Annotated in this window: 13 protein-coding genes; 4 read left to right on the forward strand and 9 right to left on the reverse strand. The window is 70.2% G+C overall.

The annotated features are described in order from the left end of the window. Positions 1 to 7: 7 nt before the first annotated feature. From ACTJJZ_RS03810 to ACTJJZ_RS03835, 6 genes are all read right to left on the reverse strand, one after another. Complete coding sequence (locus ACTJJZ_RS03810; protein ID WP_440719849.1) at positions 8 to 916, reverse strand: carbohydrate ABC transporter permease; 909 nt, start codon at positions 914 to 916, stop codon at positions 8 to 10. Between the two features lie 87 nt (positions 917 to 1,003). After that, complete coding sequence (locus ACTJJZ_RS03815; protein ID WP_440719850.1) at positions 1,004 to 2,323, reverse strand: ABC transporter substrate-binding protein; 1,320 nt, start codon at positions 2,321 to 2,323, stop codon at positions 1,004 to 1,006. A 282-nt stretch (positions 2,324 to 2,605) separates the two neighbouring features. Further along, a complete protein-coding gene (locus ACTJJZ_RS03820) occupies positions 2,606 to 3,616 on the reverse strand; it encodes a LacI family DNA-binding transcriptional regulator (RefSeq protein ID WP_440720060.1) in 1,011 nt (336 codons plus the stop codon). A 145-nt stretch (positions 3,617 to 3,761) separates the two neighbouring features. Further along, on the reverse strand, positions 3,762 to 6,299 hold the full coding sequence (locus tag ACTJJZ_RS03825) for a glycoside hydrolase family 3 N-terminal domain-containing protein (protein ID WP_440719851.1): 2,538 nt from the start codon (positions 6,297 to 6,299) through the stop codon (positions 3,762 to 3,764). Beyond that, a complete protein-coding gene (gene yicI / locus ACTJJZ_RS03830) occupies positions 6,296 to 8,581 on the reverse strand; it encodes an alpha-xylosidase (RefSeq protein ID WP_440719852.1) in 2,286 nt (761 codons plus the stop codon). The genes ACTJJZ_RS03825 and yicI overlap by 4 nt, the downstream gene beginning before the upstream one ends. Further along, positions 8,581 to 10,611 carry a beta-galactosidase gene (locus ACTJJZ_RS03835; RefSeq protein WP_440719853.1) on the reverse strand — a complete coding sequence of 677 codons (2,031 nt, stop codon included), beginning with the start codon at positions 10,609 to 10,611 and terminating at the stop codon, positions 8,581 to 8,583. Before ACTJJZ_RS03835 ends, yicI begins: the two co-directional genes overlap by 1 nt. Positions 10,612 to 10,744: 133 nt before the next feature. Between ACTJJZ_RS03835 and ACTJJZ_RS03840 the strand changes: the two genes are divergently transcribed. The 4 genes from ACTJJZ_RS03840 (at position 10,745) to ACTJJZ_RS03855 (ending at position 14,740) form a co-directional block, all read left to right on the forward strand. Then, positions 10,745 to 13,129: a glycosyl hydrolase family 95 catalytic domain-containing protein gene (locus ACTJJZ_RS03840; protein ID WP_440719854.1), complete on the forward strand. Its 2,385-nt coding sequence runs from the start codon at positions 10,745 to 10,747 to the stop codon at positions 13,127 to 13,129. Further along, on the forward strand, positions 13,123 to 13,299 hold the full coding sequence (locus ACTJJZ_RS03845) for a LacI family DNA-binding transcriptional regulator (RefSeq protein ID WP_440719855.1): 177 nt from the start codon (positions 13,123 to 13,125) through the stop codon (positions 13,297 to 13,299). The genes ACTJJZ_RS03840 and ACTJJZ_RS03845 overlap by 7 nt, the downstream gene beginning before the upstream one ends. Next, positions 13,296 to 14,129, forward strand: coding sequence for a LacI family DNA-binding transcriptional regulator (locus tag ACTJJZ_RS03850; RefSeq protein ID WP_440719856.1), 834 nt, complete (start codon positions 13,296 to 13,298; stop codon positions 14,127 to 14,129). Before ACTJJZ_RS03845 ends, ACTJJZ_RS03850 begins: the two co-directional genes overlap by 4 nt. After that, entirely contained in the window at positions 14,129 to 14,740 is a 612-nt protein-coding gene (locus ACTJJZ_RS03855; RefSeq protein ID WP_440719857.1) for a DUF624 domain-containing protein, read from the forward strand. Before ACTJJZ_RS03850 ends, ACTJJZ_RS03855 begins: the two co-directional genes overlap by 1 nt. A 73-nt stretch (positions 14,741 to 14,813) precedes the next feature. On the opposite strand, the gene ACTJJZ_RS03860 is transcribed toward ACTJJZ_RS03855, so the two are convergent. The 3 genes from ACTJJZ_RS03860 to ACTJJZ_RS03870 are packed head-to-tail and all read right to left on the reverse strand — an operon-like array spanning position 14,814 to position 18,534. After that, a complete protein-coding gene (locus tag ACTJJZ_RS03860) occupies positions 14,814 to 16,565 on the reverse strand; it encodes an ABC transporter substrate-binding protein (RefSeq protein ID WP_440719858.1) in 1,752 nt (583 codons plus the stop codon). Positions 16,566 to 16,604: 39 nt separating this feature from the next. Continuing rightward, complete coding sequence (locus ACTJJZ_RS03865) at positions 16,605 to 17,525, reverse strand: carbohydrate ABC transporter permease (protein WP_440719859.1); 921 nt, start codon at positions 17,523 to 17,525, stop codon at positions 16,605 to 16,607. 13 nt (positions 17,526 to 17,538) lie between these two features. After that, positions 17,539 to 18,534, reverse strand: a complete 996-nt coding sequence (locus ACTJJZ_RS03870) for an ABC transporter permease subunit (protein WP_440719860.1) — start codon at positions 18,532 to 18,534, stop codon at positions 17,539 to 17,541. Positions 18,535 to 18,801: the final 267 nt, after the last annotated feature.

Below are 18,801 nucleotides of genomic sequence, written 5' to 3' on the forward strand. Positions count from 1 at the left end.
GGCTGCCTCACTCGATGGAGAACTGGGACCGACGGTTGATCTGGAACTGGATCGCCGTGACGACGAAGACCAGCAGGCCCAGCACGACCGACATCGCCGTCGCATAGCCCATCTGCGAGTAGTTGAACGCCTTCTGCCAGATGTACCAGACGATGGAAGCGGTGGAGAACTCGGGCCCGCCGGTCGGGGTCATGATGTTGATCTCGATGAAGATCTGGGATCCGCCGATGATGCTCGTGATGACCAGGAAGAAGGTCACCGGCCGCAGCATCGGGACGGTGATGTAGCGGAACTGGCGGAACGCGCCGGCGCCGTCGATCGCGGCCGCCTCGTAGAGGTGTCGGGGCACCGACTGCAGCGCCGCCAGGTAGAGCAGCATCGAGAAGCCGAGGCCCTTCCAGACCGCCATGATGATGATCGCGGGCTTGGACCAGAGCGGATCCTGCAGCCAGTTCGGCCCGTCGATGCCGACCAGCGCGAGCAGGTGGTTGACCAGTCCGACATCGCCGTTGTACGCCAGCTGCCAGAGGATCGCGACCGCGGCGAGCGAGGAGATCACGGGCACGTAGTAGACCGTGCGGAAGAACGTGGTGCCGCGCATCCTGCGGTTCAGCGCGAGCGCCAGCAGCAGCGAGAGCACCAGGCCGATCGGGATGCCGATCATCATGAAGATCGTGTTTCCCATCGCCTGCCAGAAGTAGGGATCGGCCACGATGTCGAGGTAGTTCTGGATCCCGATCGGACGAGGATCGGTGAGCCCGTTCCACTTCGTGAACGAGATGTACACCGCGTAGACCATCGGGAACGCGACGAAGACGAGGAACCCGAGGACCGGCACGGCGATGAAGGCGAGGGCGGCCAGATGCTCCCTCCGGTGCAGCGTGGAACGACGCGCGGCGTGCGGCAGTGCCGCCATGGTCCACCTCCGAGGTGTGACGAAGCGTGCCCGGACGGATCCGGATGGTGGGTGCGGGGGTGCCGGCACGGCGCCCCCGCGGCCGGATCAGCCCTGCTTGGCGTCCTGGTTGGCCTTGTCGAGCAGCTTCTGCATCGCCGGCTGCTCCTTCTTCACGTAGTCCGCGGCCGTGACCTTGCCGTCCAGCACCGGCTGGATGTTCTTCCAGAACTCGTCGTACCACTCGCCGCTGTAGGTCGAGTTCGCGGGCAGCGGGCGGCCGTAGTCCTCGACGATCTTCAGGAACTCCTGCTTGTTGGCCGGCGGCAGCGTGGACGAGGAGGCCCAGGTCGTGGCCGCGCTCTTCAGGTTCGGGATCTGCACGCCGGCGTCGACGAGCGACTTCTGCGCGGTCTTGTCGGTGCTGAGGTAGAGCGCGAGCTTCGTGGCCAGATCGGGGTTCTTCGCCGTCTCGCTGACGGCGATGCCGAGCGTGCCGACCCAGGTCGCGGGCTTGCCGGTCTTGCCGACCGGGTAGGGGATCAGATCCCACTGGAACGGCAGCTTCTCGTAGGTGGGCACGTCCCACGGGCCGACCGGGAAGAACCCGATCTGGCCCTTCATCCAGCGCTGGTAGGTGTCGAGGCTCGCCGCCTCCGTCGCGGACGGGGTGACGCCGTCCTTCGCGCTCAGGTCGGCGAAGTACTGCAGCGCCTCGGTGAACTCCGGGGTGTCGACCGTGACCTTGGTGCGGTCCTTGTTCACCCAGTCGCCGCCGTTCGACCACACGAACGACTGCAGGTTCCAGGTGACGTTGAGGCCCGTGCCCCACTGGTCGGGCTTGCCGTCGCCGTTGGTGTCCTGGGTGAGCTTCTTCGCGACGTCGAGGAACTCGGCCCAGGTGTACGGCTTGTCCTTGTCGGGCAGCGGGACGCCGGCCTTCTCGAACATGGTCTTGTTGTAGCCGAAGGAGAACGGGCCCACGTCCTTGGGCACGGCGTAGATCGCGCCCTTGCCGACGAGCTTGCCGTCGTAGCGGTAGCTGTCGATGCCGTACTTCCAGATGTCGTCGTAGGTCGGCGCGGCCTCGACCTGCTTCGTGATGTCGCGGATGATGCCCGACTTCACATACGACTGGACGCTGCCCGGGTCGACATAGAACACGTCGGGGACCTTCTTGCCCGTGATCGCGGCCTTGAGCTTGGTGTTGTAGTCGTCCGCCGTGGTCATGATGATCTTGACGGTGGCGCCGTTGTCCTTCTCGAACTGCTTGATCGCCGCCGTGTAGGCCGCCTTCTCCGCATCGTTGCCGCGGAACATGAAGGTCAGCGCGTGACTGTCCGACGACGATGCGGCTGACGAGCAGCCGGTGATGGAGGCGGCGGCGATGGCGATGATGCCCGCTGCTGCCAGGACCCGTGACTTCATTGTGCTGATTTCCTCTCGGGGACGCATGACGGCGATGTCGCGCTCCGGATCCTGAAGGGATCCGGGCAGTTCTACAACGTTGTTGGTAAACGTTGTAGAAGCATTCTGCGGCACGACGCACGCGCTGTCAACCGCGCCGATCGACATCGTTGATCGCGGTCCCGATCCCGGTCACCGGGAGCGGCCGATCAGCTCGGGATCCAGCGCGCCGGAGTCGGGGCGCTGAACGGCGGCGTCCACCGAGCGGCGGCGTCAACCAAGCGCCGAGCTGAGCGGGCGCGGTCAGCCGGCGGGGGCGGACTCGCGCTCGAGGATGCGGAAGTCGGCGAGCAGCGTCCGCGGAGCCTCGTCCGCTGCTCCGGCGATCCGCTCGAGCAGCGTCTTCACCGCCGTCTTGGCGATCCATTCGCGTCCCGGATCGATCGTCGTGAGCGACGGGATCGAGTACTCGGCCTCGTCCAGCCCGTCGAACCCGACCACGGCGACGTCCGCGGGCACGTGCCGACCCGACTCCTGCAGGGCGCGCATGGCACCGAGTGCCAGGGTGTCGTTCAGCCCGAAGACGGCGTCGAACTCCACTCCGCGCGCGAGCAGCTCGCGCATCGACAGCGCTCCGTTCGCGCGGTGCCAGAAGGTCGTGTATCCGATCAGGTCCTCGTCGTAGGCGACCCCGGCCGCTTCCAGAGCCTCGCGGTATCCCTGCAGACGCAGCGCTGCGGATCCGATCACCTCGCCCTCATGCGCGCCGACCACGGCGATCCTGCGGCGACCCGACGCCAGCAGGAATGCGGTCGCAGCACGTGCGGCCTCGACGTTGCGCATCGTGACGTGATCGGTCGGCCCGTCGAAGATCCGCTCGCCGAGCAGCACCAGCGGGTAGGGCACGTCCAGGGCGTCGACATCGTCCTGGCCCAGCCCCAGCGGGCTGAAGATCAGCCCGTCCGTGAGCTTGAGGCGGGGGCTCCGCAGCAGCTCGCGCTCCCTCACGGGATCCGCACCCGTCTGCTCGACGATGACCGAGACCCCCGAGGCCTCGGCGGCGGCGATCACGGCGGCGGCGAGCTCGGCGAAGTAGGCGAGGCTCAGGTCCGGCAGCGCGAGCGCGATCGCGCCCGTGCGCCCGGAGCGCAGATTGCGCGCGGTGAGATTGGGGGTGTAGCCGAGCTCGGCGATGGCGTCCTCGACGCGCTGCTTCGTGGCGGGACGGATGTACGGATAGTCGTTGATCACGTTCGACACCGTCTTGATCGAGACGCCGGCGACCCGCGCCACGTCGTGCAACGTCACCGCCATGCGCACCCCCTTGCTCGCGGCCATTCTACAACGTTGCAGATGCGTCGGATCCCCGCGGGAGTCAGCCTACAAGGCCGAGCCCTCCGACCGTCCTGTGCCGCAACAGAGGTGCCGGATCCCGGGCGAGAGGCCCGGGATCCGGTGCTCAGTCCGTCACCACGAGCTCCGCGCTCACCGCGAGGGCGTCGGCGGAGGCGCCGGCCGCGATGCGGTACGCGCCCGGCTGCACGCGCAGCGCACCGGCGTGCAGCCAGTCGCGCGGCGCCCCGTCGAGGCGCACCGCGTCGTCCCAGACCGCGAGGCGGGCCGGCTCGAACGCGAGCTCCACGTCGCGGCTCTCGCCGGGCTGCAGACGCACGCGCGCGTAGGCGACGAGCAGCCGCCGCGGCGTCGGGATCGCCAGGTGCTCGGGCGCGAGGGAGTACAACTGCACGAGCTCCTCGGCGACCCGCTCGCCCCGGTTGGTGACGGTCACGGTCGCGCGGACCGTGTCGGCCGCCTCCGTCGCACCCAGCGCGGGGTGGCGGTGGGTCGGCTCCTGCGCGGAGACCGCTGCGGTCGACAGCGCGATCGCCTCGTAGGACACCTCGCTCAGGGTGAGCCCGTGTCCGAACGCGAACGCGTAGGGCGCGGGCTGGTGCCGGTACGTCGCCTGCTGACGCAGGGTGTCGTAGTCGAACAGGTCGCCGGCCTGAGCGGGATCCGCCGGCCACGACTGCGCGAGCCGGCCGGTGGGGGCGACGTCGCCGCTGAGCACGTCGGCCAGGCCGCGGCCGAGCTCCTGCCCGCCGTGGCTGGTCCACACCACCGTCTCGGCGTCCGCGACGCCCTCGCCCAGCACGTACGGGTAGCTCGACACGATCGTCAGCACCGCGCGCGCGTTGGCCTCGCGGGCCGCGCGCCACACCGCCACCGCCGAATCCGGCAGGAACAGATGCGGACGGTCCTCGGTCTCGCGTCCCGCGAGATGCGGGTCGTTGCCGACCGCGACCACGACCAGGTCCGCGGCCGCCGCAGCCTCCGCCACGGCGCCCTCGCCCGAGCGCACGATGCGCCGGTGGAAGCGGGCGGCCTGCTCGAGCGTGACCCCCTCGGCGGCCAGCAGCCCGACCTCGCGCACGACGCGCACCCAGCGACCGGATCCGAGGTGCAGCAGCGACCAGGATCCGTCCGTGTGCACGGTGCGGCGGAACGTCTCCTGCACCACCCAGCCGCCCACTCGGTCGGCGTCGGCGCGCATCGGCCAGGCGCCGCCGGTGAGCAGCCGTCCGCTCGCGTGCGCGCGGAGGGTGAGGATCCCGTCACCCCAGTCCGTGACATCCCACAGCGCCGCGTCGGAGGGCAGTCCGGCGGACGCGTCGACGTGTGCGCCGTCCGCGCTCGCGGCGACGTAGCGGCCGCTCGCGGTGTCCAGCAGCGCGACCGTGTCGGCGCCCGTCTCCACCCGGACGGCGGCGTCGGGGTATCGCTCGCCGAGGCCCCGCGCGATGCCGACGGCATAGGGCGGAGTGCCCGCGTACCAGTCCGTGAGCACGAGGTCGGCGAGGGGGCCGACGACGGCGATCGAGGCCGGCGCGGCGAGCGGCAGCACGTCAGCGTCGTCGCGCAGCACGACCACGCTGCGCGCGACGGCTTCGCGGGCGAGCGCGCGGGAGGCGGGGGCGTCGAGGTCGTCCGCGGTGATCGCGCGGTACGGGTCGGCGCCCGCGTCGAACTCGCCCGTGCGGATCCGCATCTCGAGCAGGCGCAGCACGGCGCGGTCGACGTCCTCCGGCGTGAGCAGGCCCCGCTCCAGCGCGCCGCGCACGTGCGCGATCGTCGGGGCGGCGTCGGCGTCGTGGTCGGTGAACGAGTCCATCCCGCTGCGGAGCAGTGCTGCGGCGGCATGCTCGTGGTCGGGCTGGGCGCGCTGCACGGTGACGACGAACGTCGGCGCCCCGGCGTCGGACACGACCGCGAGCGAGCCGGGCGCCCAGGACCGGGCCTCCGCGACGAGCTCCGGCTGCGTATGCGCCGGGGTGCCGTTGACCTGGTTGTAGGCGAGCATCATGCTGCCCGCCGCCCCCTGCTCGATCGCGGCGCGGAAGGCCGGCAGCTCCTCCTCGTGCAGAGTGCGCAGCGACATCTCGGACGACGTCGCCGAGCGGTCGGTCTCGTTGCTGTACGCGAGGAAGTGCTTGAGGGCGGGAACCGTGCGCCAGACGCGCTCGTCCCGGCCGCGCAGGCCCTGCGCGTAGGCCGCGCCGAGCTGACCGGTCAGATGCGGATCCTCGGAGTACCCCTCCTCGTTGCGCCCCCAGGCGGGGTGGCGCAGCGTGTTCACGACGGGCGCCCAGACGTTCAGGCTGGTGAGCGGGTCGGCGGCGCGCTTGGCACGCACCTCCTCGCCGGCCACGTTCCCGACCCGCTCGACGAGGTCCGGATCCCAGGTCGCCGCGAGCCCCACCGGCTGCGGGAACACCGTGGCTCGCCCCATCCAGGCGGCGCCGTGCAGCGCCTCCACGCCGGTGCGGTACTCGGCGATGCCGAGCCGATCGATGGCCGGGGTCGCCTGATGCAGCATGGCGATCCGCTCGTCCGCGGTGAGCCGGGAGAGCAGGTCCTGCGCGCGTTCCACGACGGACAGCGTGACGTCGCGGAAGGGCAGCACCGACAGGTCGGCGACGGGCGTGGGAGCGGTCATCGGGATTCCTTCTCGATCGTGACGGTCAGCTCCCCGGCGCCGGCGGCGCGGGAGAGGGCGGATCCGGCCTGCAGCGACCATTCCGCGCGGGCGTCGTCCGAGGTCGCGATGATCCTCGCGCCCTCGCGCCGCACGCGGAAGGTCGTCGGGGTGCCGTCCGCGCCGGGCACGGTCGTCACCTGGTCGTAGCCGTCCGGCAGCGCGAAGCAGCGCAGCGTGACGCCGTCGGCCCAGTCGTACTCCGGCCGGTCCTCGACCGCACCCCAGGGCAGCACCGTGCCGGGGCGCACGCGCACCGGGATCGAGTCGAAGCCGTGGTTCTCGGCGACCCAGCGCCGGCCGTCCTGCACGGATCCGTCCAGGAGCGAGGTCCACTCGCCCTCGGGCAGGTAGTACTCCACATCGCCGGTGCCGGAGAACACGGGGGCGACCAGCAGCGACGGGCCCAGGAGGTACTGCGCGTCGGCGTCGAAGCCGCTGCGGTCGCCGGGGAACTCCAGCACCATCGGGCGCATCATCGGGACGCCGTCGGTGTGCGCCTCCTCGGCCGCGGCCATGAGGTAGGGCATGAGCCGCATCTTCAGGTGCGTGAACGTCCGGGTGACGTCGACCGCCTCCTCGTCGAAGGCCCACGGCACCCGCAGCGAGCCCGAGCCGTGCAGCCGGGAATGCGAGGAGAGCAGTCCGAACGCGAGCCAGCGCTTGAACAGACCGGCGTCGGGCGTGCCCTCGAAGCCGCCGATGTCGTGGCTCCAGTACCCGAAGCCGCTGAGCGCGAGCGACAACCCGCCGCGCAGCGACTCCGCCATGGAGAGGTACGTGGAGTCGTTGTCGCCGCCCCAGTGCACCGGGAACTGCTGCGAGCCGACCGTGGCCGACCGGGCGAACACGACCGCATCGCCCTCGCCGCGGTGCCGCTCGAGGGCGCGGAACACGGCCTGGTTGTAGAGGAACGGGTAGTAGTTGTGCATCCGCGCCGGGTCCGACCCGTCATGCCAGACCACGCCGGTCTCGGGGATCCGCTCGCCGAAGTCGGTCTTGAACGTGTCGACGCCCTGCGCCATGAGACGCTCGAGATGCCCGACGTACCACTCGGTCGCCTCGGGATTCGTGAAGTCGACGATCCCCATGCCCGCCTGCCACAGGTCCCACTGCCACACGCCGCCGTCCGTGCGGCGCAGCAGGAAGCCGCGCTCCTTCGCCTCGTCGAACAGGCGCGAGCGCTGGGCGATGTAGGGGTTGATCCAGGCGGAGACCTTCAGGCCCCGCTCATGCAGGCGCGCGAGCTGGCCCTCGGGATCCGGGAACGTGCGCGGATCCCATTCGAAGTCGGCCCACTGGTATTCGCGCATCCAGAAGCAGTCGAAATGGAAGACGCTGAGCGGCAGGTCGCGCTCGGCCATCCCGTCGATGAACTCGTTGACGCTCGCCTCGTCGTACTCCGCGGTGAACGACGTGGTGAGCCACAGGCCGAACGACCAGGCGGGCACCCGCGCGGGCCGCCCGGTGAGCGCCGTGTAGCGGCGCAGCACGTCCTTGGGCGTGGGCCCCGCGATGAGGAAGTACTCGAGCGTCTCCCCCGGCACCGAGAACTGCACCCGGGTGTTCACCTCGCTGCCGACCTCGAACGAGACGTTGTCGGGGCTGTCCACGAGCACGCCGTACCCGCGGCTGGACAGGTAGAACGGGATCGACTTGTAGGACTGCTCGCTGGAGGTGCCGCCGTCGGCGTTCCAGGTGTCGACGCTCTGGCCGTTCTTGATCAGCGCGCCGAAGCGCTCGCCGAGGCCGTAGATGCGCTCGCCGGGCTCGAGGCTGAGCTGCTGGTGCACCCAGGTCGCGCCGTCGTCGGCACGGATGTAGCCGGTCGAGCGCGGCAGCGCGTGGGTGACCGGGGCGCCGCCGTCGCGCTCGACGTCGACCCGCCAGGCGCCGCGGGAGACGCGCACCCGCAGGCTCCCGGCATCGAGCACGCCCTCGGCCTCGTCGACCGTGATCGTCGGGGTGAACGAGCCGTCCGCCTCGATCGCGAACGCCGGCCGCGGCTCGAGGCCGCCCGCGTGGTGCTGCACGCGCACGCCGATCACTCCCTCCGCCGGAGCGGAGTACGTGATCGTCAGCATCGGCCGGTTCAGGGTGTCGCCGCGGTGGCGGATCTGCGTGGTCGCGGCGTACACGGTCATGGTGCCGGCCTGCTCGTCGACGCGGATGTCGTCGACCTCCACGGCGAACAGCGGCGTCAGCCCGGGCCGGAACAGCCAGTATCCGTCGGTGAACTTCATCAGTGCCTCTCGATCAGTGCTCGGGCGTCGCCGGCCGCAACCGTCACGACGTCGCCGGTCGTCTGCCCGGTGAGCAGGTCTTCCAGACCCGCCGGCACCGGGACGTCTTGTGCTGCGGATCCGTGGTTCAGCAGGAACAGCACGTCGCCGCGCCGCACCGCCTCCACCCGGTCCGGCAGCAGGTCCATCCCCTCGACCGCGCGGCGGACGCCCGCTTGCGCGGCCGCGTCGCCGATCACGCGCGACAGCACCTCGTCGGAGACGACCGCGCCGAGGTACCAGGCGGCACCGGAGCCGCGCGGGTGACGGGTCGCCGCAGGGACGCCGGCGAGGTCGCCCGCGGCGTGGCGCAGCAGCACCTCCGCCCCGTCGGAGCGGATCCGCTCGCCGAGGATCGCGGCGGTCGCTCCCGCCACGGCCCGGCCGGCCTCGTCGTGCAGGGCCACCGCGTCCTCGACGATCGCGCACCATTCCTCGCCGCTGACGCCGAGGGTGTCGCGCAGGAGCACGGGTGAGCGGCCGGTGAGGATGTGCGCGTTGCGGTCGGCCACGCCGCTGAAGGGCCCGACGACGAGATGCGCGCCGCGCTGCACCGCGGCCTCGAGGCGGGCCGCGGCGTCCGGCTCGAGGATGTACAGCTGCGGCACGAGCACGAGCCGGTATCCGGACAGATCCGCGTCCGGCGGGACGACGTCGACCGCGATCCCGCGGCGCCAGAGCTGCAGATACCAGCGGTTCAGCTGCGCCATCGTGTCGAGCCGCTCGGTCGGGCGGGCCGGCTCCTCGGCCGCCCACCAGGCGGACCAGTCGAACACGATCGCCGCATCGGCCCGGATCCGACCGCCGACGACCGGACGCAGCCGCTTCAGGTCCTGACCCTGGCGGCAGATCCCGCGGAACAGGTCGGTGTCGGCGCCGGCGTGCGGCAGCATCGCGGCGTGGAAGCGCTCCGCGCCCGCGCGCGATGCCCGCCACTGGAAGTAGCCGATGCCGTCGGCACCGCGGGCGACCGCCTGCAGGGTGTCCAGTCGCGCCTTCTCCGGGCTCTTCGGCGCGTTGTGCGCCCGCCAGGAGATGGCGCTCGTGGCCTGCTCCATGAGCAGCCACGGGGCGCCGCCGCCGAGGGAGCGCATCAGGTCCTGCGTGAGAGCGATGTCCACGACCGATTCGGGACGGGCGGGATCCGGATACTGGTCGTCGGCGATCAGATCGACCTCGTCCGCCCAGGAGAAGTAGTCGGCGAGCGCGAAGAAGCCCATGAAGTTGGTCGTGATCGGCTGTGTCGCCCCCACGTCGCGGATCGCGTCGCGCAGTTCGACGTAGCAGTCGCGCAGCTGGTCGGAGGTGTACCGGCGGAAGTCGAGGGACTGCGTGGGGTTGATCAGGTAGGGCGCGCGGCGTGGAGGCAGGATCTCCTCGAACGAGGCGTAGTGCTGCGACCAGAAGGTCGTGCCCCAGGCGGTGTTCAGCGCGTCGACGGATCCGTACCGCTCCTGCAGCCACCGGCGGAACTCCCGCGCGGCCTCGTCACCGAAGTCGACCTGGCCGTATTCGTTGCCCACATGCCACATCCGCACGGCCGGGTGCCCGGCGTACCGGGCGGCGAGGTCGCGGGTGATCGCGAGCGCGTGCTCGCGGTAGACGGTCGAGGCCGGGGAGAACTGGTTGCGCGAGCCGGGGATCAGGCGCACGCCGTCACGGTCGACGGGCAGCGTCTCCGGGTGCCGGATCCCCAGCCATGGCGGCGGTGAGGCGGTCGGCGTGGCGAGGTCGACGGCGATGCCGCCGGCGTGCAGGAGCTCGAGCACCTCGTCCAGCCAGGCGAAGTCGCGGGCGCCCGGGACGGGCTCGATGCGCGCCCAGCTGAACACGCCGACGTTGACGAGGTTCACGCCCGCCTGCCGCATCAGCGCGACATCCTCGCGCCAGATCTCCGGCCCCCACTGCTCGGGGTTGTAGTCGCCGCCGAAGCACAGTCCGCGCTCCGCCGTGAGCGCGGCCCAGCCCGGCGCGGTGGTCCTCGTCGACATGTCTCTCTCGATCTTCTCGATCTTCTCGCCGCTCCCCCGTCCTTTCCGGACGATTGCCCTTTCCGGACCATCGTCCTTTCCGGACGATTGTCGAAGCGCTTCAACAGTTGGACCATATACTAGCCATGTGCCGATGTCCACGATGCGTCGCGACGCGCTTCACCTGCTCCGTTCGTCGCGCCCCGCCGCCCGCTGGATCGACGCGTTCCCGGTCGGGAACGGGGTGCGCGGCGCCTCCTGCCAGGGCCGCGCCGGCGGTATCCGACTGCATCTGAACGACATCACCGTGTGGTCCGGGCGGCCCGCAGACCCGCTCGCCGGGGTCGTGGAACCGGGGCCGGAGCTGCTCGACCGCGCCCGGGCCGCGATCGCCCGCGACGACCCGGCCGAGGCCGAGCGCCTGCTGCAACGCCAGCAGACGCCGTGGGTGCAGGCGTTCCTGCCTCTGGGCTGGATCGACGTCGAGGTCGACGCCGGCCCGTCCGATCCCTCGTGCACCCGGGAGCTGGACCTGCGCACCGCGACCGAGACGCTCACGTACACCGCGGGCGGCGGATCCGTCCGGCACCGCACCTGGGCCGACTCCGACGGCGGCGCGATCGTGCACCGCATCGACGCCGACGAACCCGTCTCGGTCGTCGTGCGCATCGACGGACTGCTCCGCCGCGCCGCCGCCGACCTGTCCGTCGACGGCGCCCTCGTCGCGCACTGGGCGCTCCCGATCGACGTCGCGCCGGGGCATGAGAGCCCGGAGGAACCAGTGCGCTACGGCGAGGGACGCGAGGCCGCGATCGCCGTGCAGCCGGTCGGACCCGCCACGATCGAGGGCGGCACCCTGCGCACCGCGCCGGCCCGCTCGCACACCTTCGTCATCGGCACGGCCTCGGCCCCCTCCCTGCCCGGGGAGGCGGATCCGGATCCGGCGGCCGACGCGGTCACCCGGGCGCTGAACGTGCTCGGCGTCGTCGCCCACGCCGATCCCGCCGCCGAGGCCGAGCTCCGGCACGCCCGCCACCGCGCCGCGCACGAGCTCCTGTACGGGGCGTGCACGCTCGAGCTCGGCGACGCCGGCGACGCGGACGCCCCGCTTCCCGACCTCGCCGAGCGGATCGCGGCCGCCGCGCACACCCCCGACCCGGCGCTCGCCGCCCTGGCCTTCCATTACGGCCGTTACCTGCTGCTGTCCTCCTCGCGCCACACCGGGCTGCCGCTCACCCTGCAGGGCCTGTGGAACGCGGAGCTGCCGGGGCCGTGGTCGAGCGCGTACACGACCAACATCAACCTGCCGATGGCGTACTGGGCCGCCGAGACGACCGGTCTCGGCCCGTGCCATGAGCCGCTGCTGCGCTTCATCGCCCGTCTCGCCGCGGGCCCCGGAGCGATCGTCGCGCGCGACCTGCACGGCGCGGACGGCTGGACCGTGCACCACAACACCGACGCGTGGGCGCACGCCGCCCCGGTCGGCGCCGGGCACGGAGACCCGGCCTGGGCGTTCTGGCCGCTCGGCGGCGCGTGGCTGAGCACGCACCTCTGGGAACGCCACCTGTTCGGCGGCGACCTCGGCGAACTGCGCGCGCGCACCTGGCCGGTGCTGGCGTCCGCGGCACGGTTCGCGCTGTCCTGGATCCTCCGGGATCCGGACGGCCGAGCCCGCACCAGCCCGTCGACCTCGCCGGAGAACCACTACCTGCTGCCCGACGGCACGGCGTCCGGGGTGGGCGAGTCGTGCACGGCGGACGTCGCGCTGCTGCGCGCGCTGGCCGAGGCGTGCCGCGGCGCCGCCGACGCCCTCGGCCGCACCGACGCGTGGATCGGCGCCCTCGAGGACGCCGTGGCCGCCCTGCCCGATCCCGTGGTCGCGGCGGACGGGACGCTGCGCGAATGGGACCGCCCGCGCCCCGACGCCGAGCCCGCCCACCGCCATCTGTCGCACCTGGTCGGGCTGTTCCCCTTCGACCAGATCGATCCCGAGCGCACCCCGGAGCTCGCCGCCGCCGCGGCCGCATCGATCCGCTCCCGCGGGAGCGAGTCCACCGGCTGGGCCCTCGCCTGGCGCACGGCCCTCTGGGCGCGTCTCGGCGACGGCGCCCAGGTGCAGGCGCAGGTGCGCCTCGCGCTGCGCCCCGCCGAACCCGCCGCCGGGACGCCGGGCGCTGCCGCTGAGCATCGCGGGGGCCTGTATCCGAACGGGTTCAGCGCGCACCCGCCGTTCCAGATCGACGGCAACATCGGCCTGACCGCCGGCATCGCCGAGGCGCTGCTGCAATCGCACGCGGGGAGGATCCGGGTCCTGCCCGCCCTGCCCCCGGACTGGGCGCAGGGTCGCGTCCGGGGGCTGCGTGCCCGCGGCGGCGCGCACGTCGACATCGACTGGTCGCAGAGGCGGGTCACGCGCCTGCGCCTGCACGCCCCTCGCGCCGTCACAATGGAGGTCAGCGGGCCGGGCCTCGGCTCCCGCACCGTGGACCTCGCCGCGGGTGAATCCGCTGTCATCGAACCTGAGGAGTCCGGATGGTGACCATCGCCGACGTGGCGCAGAAGGCCGGCGTCTCGATCTCCACCGTGTCGTACGTGATGAGCGGCAAGCGCACCATCTCGCAGGACACCCGGGACCGCGTCGAGGCCGCCATCGACGCGCTCGAGTACCGGCCGCATGNCGCTCGCTCGCCTCCCGGTCCGCGAATGTGATCGGCCTGCAGGCTCCGCTGCGCTCCGGCGTCGACGTGCACGTCGTGATGGAGATCGTCGCGGGCGTGGTCCGCGAGGCGCGCGCCCACCAGTACGACATCCTGCTGCTGACCAGCGAGGACGGCGAGGGCCTCAGCCGCACGGCCGGCGCCTCGATGGTCGATGCGCTGCTGGTCATGGACGTCGAGTCCGACGACCCGCGTCTGGGCACGCTGCACGAGCTCTCCACGCCGAGCGTGCTCATCGGCCTGCCCGCCGGATCGGATCAGCTGACCTGCGTCGACTTCGACTTCGAGGCGGCCGGCCGGCTGGCCGCCGAACGCCTCGCCGCGCTCGGGCACACCCGCATCGCCCTGCTCGGCGCGCCGCGCGAGGTGCTGGACCGGCACACGTCCTATGCGGATCGGCTGAACCGCGGCTTCCTCGCGGCGTGTGCCGACGCGGGGATCGTCGGCAGCGTGCACCCCTGTCCGAGCAGCGTCGAGGGCGCGGAAGCGCTGGACGAGGTGCTCGCCGCGGACCCGGGCGTCACCGGGCTGCTGATCCACAACGAGGGCGCGCTCGCGCACGTCGCGGCCCGGGCGGCGGACATCGGCGGGATCGAGGCGCTCGCGCTGTGCCCCGCCGACCTCGCCGGGACAGTCCCCGGACTCGTCGACAGCATCGAGATCCCTGCCGAGGGGATCGGCGAGGCCGCGACGCGGACGGTCTTCGCCCTCCTCAGCGGCGCCCCCGTCCCCCGCGTGCAGCTGCTGCCGCCGGTGTTCCTCTCCTCGCGCGCCGCCACGGCGGTCCCGGCGGAGGCGGATCCCGAGCCGGAGATGCCCTGATGCAGATCGACCCGAGCAGCAGGACCGTCCACGGCCTGTCCACGTTCCTCGCCTTCGTCGCGCTCAACGTGATGTACCTCGTCACGTGCCTGCCGATCGTCACGATCGGCGCCGCCACGAGCGCGCTGTACGAGGTCACCATCCGCTACTCGGATGACGAGAGCGGCCGCCCCGTCGCGGACTATCTGCCGGCGTTCCTGCGCAACTTCCGCCGGGGCAGTCTGGTCGCCCTGATCCTGCTGCTGCCTGCGGCGATGCTCGCGTTCAGCTCGGTGTACTGGTTCGCCTCGCCCTCGCTCGCCGGCGGCGCCGCGGGCGTGGTCTCGATCGCGGCCGCCGCCTTCCTGTTCGCGGCGTTCCTGCAGGGGGAGTCCCTGGTGGCCGTGTTCCAGGACGGCGTGCGGCGCACCCTGAAGAACGCGCTGCTGCTCACGGCCGCTGAGCCGGTGCGCACCCTCGGGATCCTGCTGATCCCCGTCACGCTCGTGTGCCTGTCGATCCTGTTCCCGATGTTCCTCGTGATCGTCGGCACGATCGGCTTCTCGGTCGGGGCGTTCGTCTCGGCCTACCTCTTCCGCAGCGTGCACCGCCGCCACTCCCCCGCCGCCTGATCCCGGTCCGAGCGGACACGGAAGCGCCCCGGGGCCGAAGCCCCGGGGCGTTCCCGATGAAGTGCGGATCCGGTCAGCCCAGTTCCTTGGCGACCTTCAGGCGCTGGTCGTTCTGCTCCTTGGCGTTGGCCATGTCGACCTTGAGCACCTTGTCGTACCCGAGGCCCTTGGCCTTCTCCTGCAGCTCCTTCTTCAGGGAGGTGAACTCCGCGTCGTCCTTCGCGAACGCCATCTGCCACGAGTACTGGATGATGACGGCCTTGATCTGGTTGCGCAGCGTCTGGATCTCCGAGGAGTCGGTCGGCGTCGTGAAGCTCGCGCCCGGAGCGACCAGGAGCTGATGGTTGTCCTTCAGGTAGTCCATGGTCGTCGCCGCGCCGCCCATGTGTGCGGACCAGTCCTCGCTCAGCGGGGTCTTCGTGAGCGCGAGGTACGACGGCCAGCCCTTGTAGCTGTACGAGTACCCGGTGCTCTTGTCGATGTCGACGGGGAGCACCGTGGTGACGTTCAGTGCCGAGGCGCCCTTCGTGTAGGTGCCGCCGCCCCATTCCGCCGGAACATCGGCGTCACCGGTGAGGAACGCCTTCTTGCCGAAGTCGGTCAGCTGGGGCTTGCCGGACGGGTCGACGTCCCAGGTGAGCCCCTTCGGGCCCGCGGCCCCCATGGTCTGGCTGTTGTTGCTGTACGCACCCTCGGCGGAGTACAGCCAGTCGATGAACGCGGCGATCCGTTCCGGATCCTTCGCCTTGGATCCGATGGCCAGCACCTGGGTGCCGCCGTAGGCCGCGGCACCGTAGGAGAACACCTTCATGTCCTTGACCGGGGCGATCTCGAAGCCCTTGCCGGCCTGGGTGTTCGCGTCGGTGTTGTACGCGGCCTGGCCGAGCCACGGCCACCACGAGAACAGCACCTGGCCGTTCTTCACCTTCGCCTGCATGGTGTCGAAGTTCTGCGTGGTCGACTCGGGGTCGACCAGGCCCATCGCGTTGGCCTCCTGATAGAACTTCACGGCGCGCAGGTACTGGCCCTTGTCGTCGAGCAGGCTCTGATAGTCGGAGCCGTCGGCCTTGGCGAGGGTGAAGCCCATCTCGTCGTAGCCGTAGAAGGTGGCCGGCTGCTTGGCCGTGACCATCATGTTCCCGTCCCAGTCCTTGAACAGGGAGATCGCGTAGGTCTTCGCGCCGTTCGGGGCGGTCGGCTCCAGATCCTGCATCTTCTTCAGGATCGGCAGGAGGTCCTCGAGCGTGTCGAGCTTCGGGTAGCCGAGCTTGGCGTACAGGTCCCAGCGGATGAACGGGCCGAACGTCGGGTCGATGCCCTCGCTGGGCTCGGTGGGCTTGAGCGAGGAGACCGAGGTCGGGAAGGCGTACTCGCCCTTCTTGCCCTCGTTGAGCTTGCTGACGGCGGTGTCGAACTTCTTCACGTTCGTCATCGCGCCGTAGTACGGAGTGCTGTCCAGGACGAGCCCGCCCTTGACGAGCTCGTCGAGCTTCTGGCCCTTGTCCGTGATGATGAGGTCGCCGAGGTTGCCCGCCGAGACGCGGGTGTTGTAGAGCGTGTCGCCTCCGCCGGCGACGTTGGGCGCGATGATGTTCAGCTTCATGTTGAACTTCTTCTTGACCATGTCGGCGAACCAGCCGCCCTGCACGCCCATGTAGTTCGCGAGACCGTCGAACACGTCGACGGTGATCTCCTTGTCCCACTTCTTCGGGAAGGAGTCGATGGCCGCGGTCTTCTGCGCGCCGCCACCGGCCGTGCACGAGGCCAGCAGCCCCGCGGCGACCACGGCGACCGCGACGGCCGCGATCTTCCTCTTCAGCTTCATTGCTTTCCTTTCTTGGTGCATTCGGGAGTCCCGGCGCCCTCAGCCCTTGACGGCGCCCAGCATGATGCCCTTCACGAAGAAGCGCTGGAACAGGGGGTAGATGAAGATGATGGGCAGCACGACGATCACCGAGACCGTGATCCGGATCGAGGTGGGCGTCTGGCTGGTCGCCGCCGAGATGATGCTCGTGAGGTTCCCGCCGGAGTTCTGCGCGGCCTGGGCCAGGCTGTTGGCCTGGTTGATGAACATGTAGAGCAGGTACTGCAGCGTGTACAGGCTCTGGTCGGTGACGTAGATCAGGGTGTCCTGGAAGGAGTTCCACTGCGCCACCGCCGAGAAGATCGCGACGGTCGCGAGGATCGGGGTCATGTTCGGCAGGTAGATCCGGAAGAAGATCTGCACGATGTTCGCGCCGTCCATCTCGGCCGCCTCCTGCAGCGACTCGGGCATCGCCTCGACGTAGGTCTTGACCAGGATGATGAAGAACGGCTGCACGACGAACGGCAGCACGTACACCCAGAAGTTGTTCGTCAGCCCGAGGGTCTTCATGACGATGAAGACCGGGATCAGGCCCGCACTGAAGTACATAGTGATGATGACGAAGCGGTACCAGAACTTCCGGCCCCACATCTTGTTCTGCGAGAACATGAAGCCGAGGAACGCGGAGGCGAGCACCGTCGCGACGGTGCCGATGACCGTGCGGCCGATGGTGACCACGGCCGCCATCGGCAGGCCGTTCAGTTGGAACACCTCGGCGTAGTTGGAGAAATGGATCCCCTCCGGCATCCAGCGCACGTTCCCCAGGGCCGAGGCGTCGTTCGCGCTGATCGAGTTGATGATCAGGAAGTAGAACGGGTAGGCGCAGAGGAACGCCAGCAGGACGAAGACCGTGTAGTTGACGATCGCGAAGAACAGGTCTCCGGCCCCGCGCCGGCGGATGCCCGTGGACATGGTGGTCATGGGAGTCCCTTTCTCAGACGATGGCCTGGCCGCGAACGCGCTTCGCGACGCCGTTGACGGTGAGCAGGAGGGCGACCGAGATGATGCTCTTGAGCATGCCGATCGCAGTCGCCATGGACAGGCTGTTGCCGGTGATGCCGATGTTGTAGACGTACAGATCGAGCACCTGGATGTGGTCCTTGTTGAAGGCGTTCTGGAACACGAAGTACTGCTCCATGCCGTTGTTGAGCAGGTTCGCCACCGAGAGCAGCAGCAGCACCAGGTAGGTCGGCATGAGCTGCGGCACGGTGATGTACCACATCAGCTGGAAGCGCCCCGCACCGTCGATGCGGGCCGACTCGTAGAGCGACTGGTCGATGCCGGCGATGGCGGCGAGGTAGATGATCGCGCCCCAGCCCAGGCCCTTCCAGATCGACCAGAGCGTCATGGTCAGCCACACGTTCTGGTCCGAGTCGAGGAACTTGACCGGCGCGGTGATCAGGCCGGCGTCGTTGAGCACCCCGTTGACCACGCCGCTGCTGGAGAACAGCGAGAAGGCGATCATGTAGACGAGCACCCAGGAGATGAAGTTCGGCAGCGTCGTGAGCGTCTGCACGGCGTTGCGGAACCACGGCACGCGGACCTCGTTGAGGAATACGGCGAAGGCGAGCGGGAGGATCGAGGTCGCGATGCCCAGGAAGCTGATCGCAAGGGTGTTGATCAGCACCTGGCCGATCTCCTGCAGCTGCGTGGGCGAGCTCACCAGCAGCTGGAACCACTGCAGGCCGACGAACTCGCTGCCCTCCAGGCCCAGCGCCGGCCGGTAGTCGTAGAGCGAGTAGATCCAGCCCCAGAGCGGGAAGTACGAGAAGAGGAAGACCAGCACCAGGAACGGCACGATGCACAGGAACATCGTGAACGAGGTGCGGCCACCGGCCCGCTTGCGGTTCTTGCGGCTCTGCCTGAGCGGGGACCCGTCCAGCGCCACCGTGGCGGCGACGCCGGTCGGCGCCCCCGTCGTCACCGTCATCGCCTCGCTCCGCTCGACGGCGCCTCTGCACCCTCCCTCTGCGATCGGTCCATTCCAGTGAGCATGATCGCCGCATCCGTCATCGGGTGTTCTCCACTCGCCATTGGGTCGAAGTCCTGTCGCGCGCCTCCGGAATCAGGCTCAGGAACCGGCCATCGAAGCGCTTCGACTTAGGATAGGCGCGAAGTCGCGATGGATGCAAGGTGGATGTCGAAACGCTTCCGCGCAGAGGTGACCGCGCGTGCTTCAGCGCGTTAGCATGTCACC

Origin of the sequence: Microbacterium sp. 22242, from assembly GCF_052045495.1 — a bacterium.
GTDB lineage: Bacteria > Actinomycetota > Actinomycetes > Actinomycetales > Microbacteriaceae > Microbacterium.

Excerpts from the sequence above, each read along its gene's own strand:
- ACTJJZ_RS03835 (WP_440719853.1), bottom strand. The coding sequence starts at position 10,611 with ATGTCGACGAGGACCACCGCGCCGGGCTGGGCCGCGCTCACGGCGGAG.
- ACTJJZ_RS03825 (WP_440719851.1), bottom strand. The coding sequence starts at position 6,299 with ATGACCGCTCCCACGCCCGTCGCCGACCTGTCGGTGCTGCCCTTCCGC.
- ACTJJZ_RS03840 (WP_440719854.1), top strand. The coding sequence starts at position 10,745 with ATGTCCACGATGCGTCGCGACGCGCTTCACCTGCTCCGTTCGTCGCGC.
- ACTJJZ_RS03865 (WP_440719859.1), bottom strand. The coding sequence starts at position 17,525 with ATGACCACCATGTCCACGGGCATCCGCCGGCGCGGGGCCGGAGACCTG.
- yicI (WP_440719852.1), bottom strand. The coding sequence starts at position 8,581 with ATGAAGTTCACCGACGGATACTGGCTGTTCCGGCCCGGGCTGACGCCG.
- ACTJJZ_RS03860 (WP_440719858.1), bottom strand. The coding sequence starts at position 16,565 with ATGAAGCTGAAGAGGAAGATCGCGGCCGTCGCGGTCGCCGTGGTCGCC.
- ACTJJZ_RS03820 (WP_440720060.1), bottom strand. The coding sequence starts at position 3,616 with ATGGCGGTGACGTTGCACGACGTGGCGCGGGTCGCCGGCGTCTCGATC.
- ACTJJZ_RS03815 (WP_440719850.1), bottom strand. The coding sequence starts at position 2,323 with ATGAAGTCACGGGTCCTGGCAGCAGCGGGCATCATCGCCATCGCCGCC.
- ACTJJZ_RS03855 (WP_440719857.1), top strand. The coding sequence starts at position 14,129 with ATGCAGATCGACCCGAGCAGCAGGACCGTCCACGGCCTGTCCACGTTC.
- ACTJJZ_RS03810 (WP_440719849.1), bottom strand. The coding sequence starts at position 916 with ATGGCGGCACTGCCGCACGCCGCGCGTCGTTCCACGCTGCACCGGAGG.
- ACTJJZ_RS03870 (WP_440719860.1), bottom strand. The coding sequence starts at position 18,534 with ATGACGGTGACGACGGGGGCGCCGACCGGCGTCGCCGCCACGGTGGCG.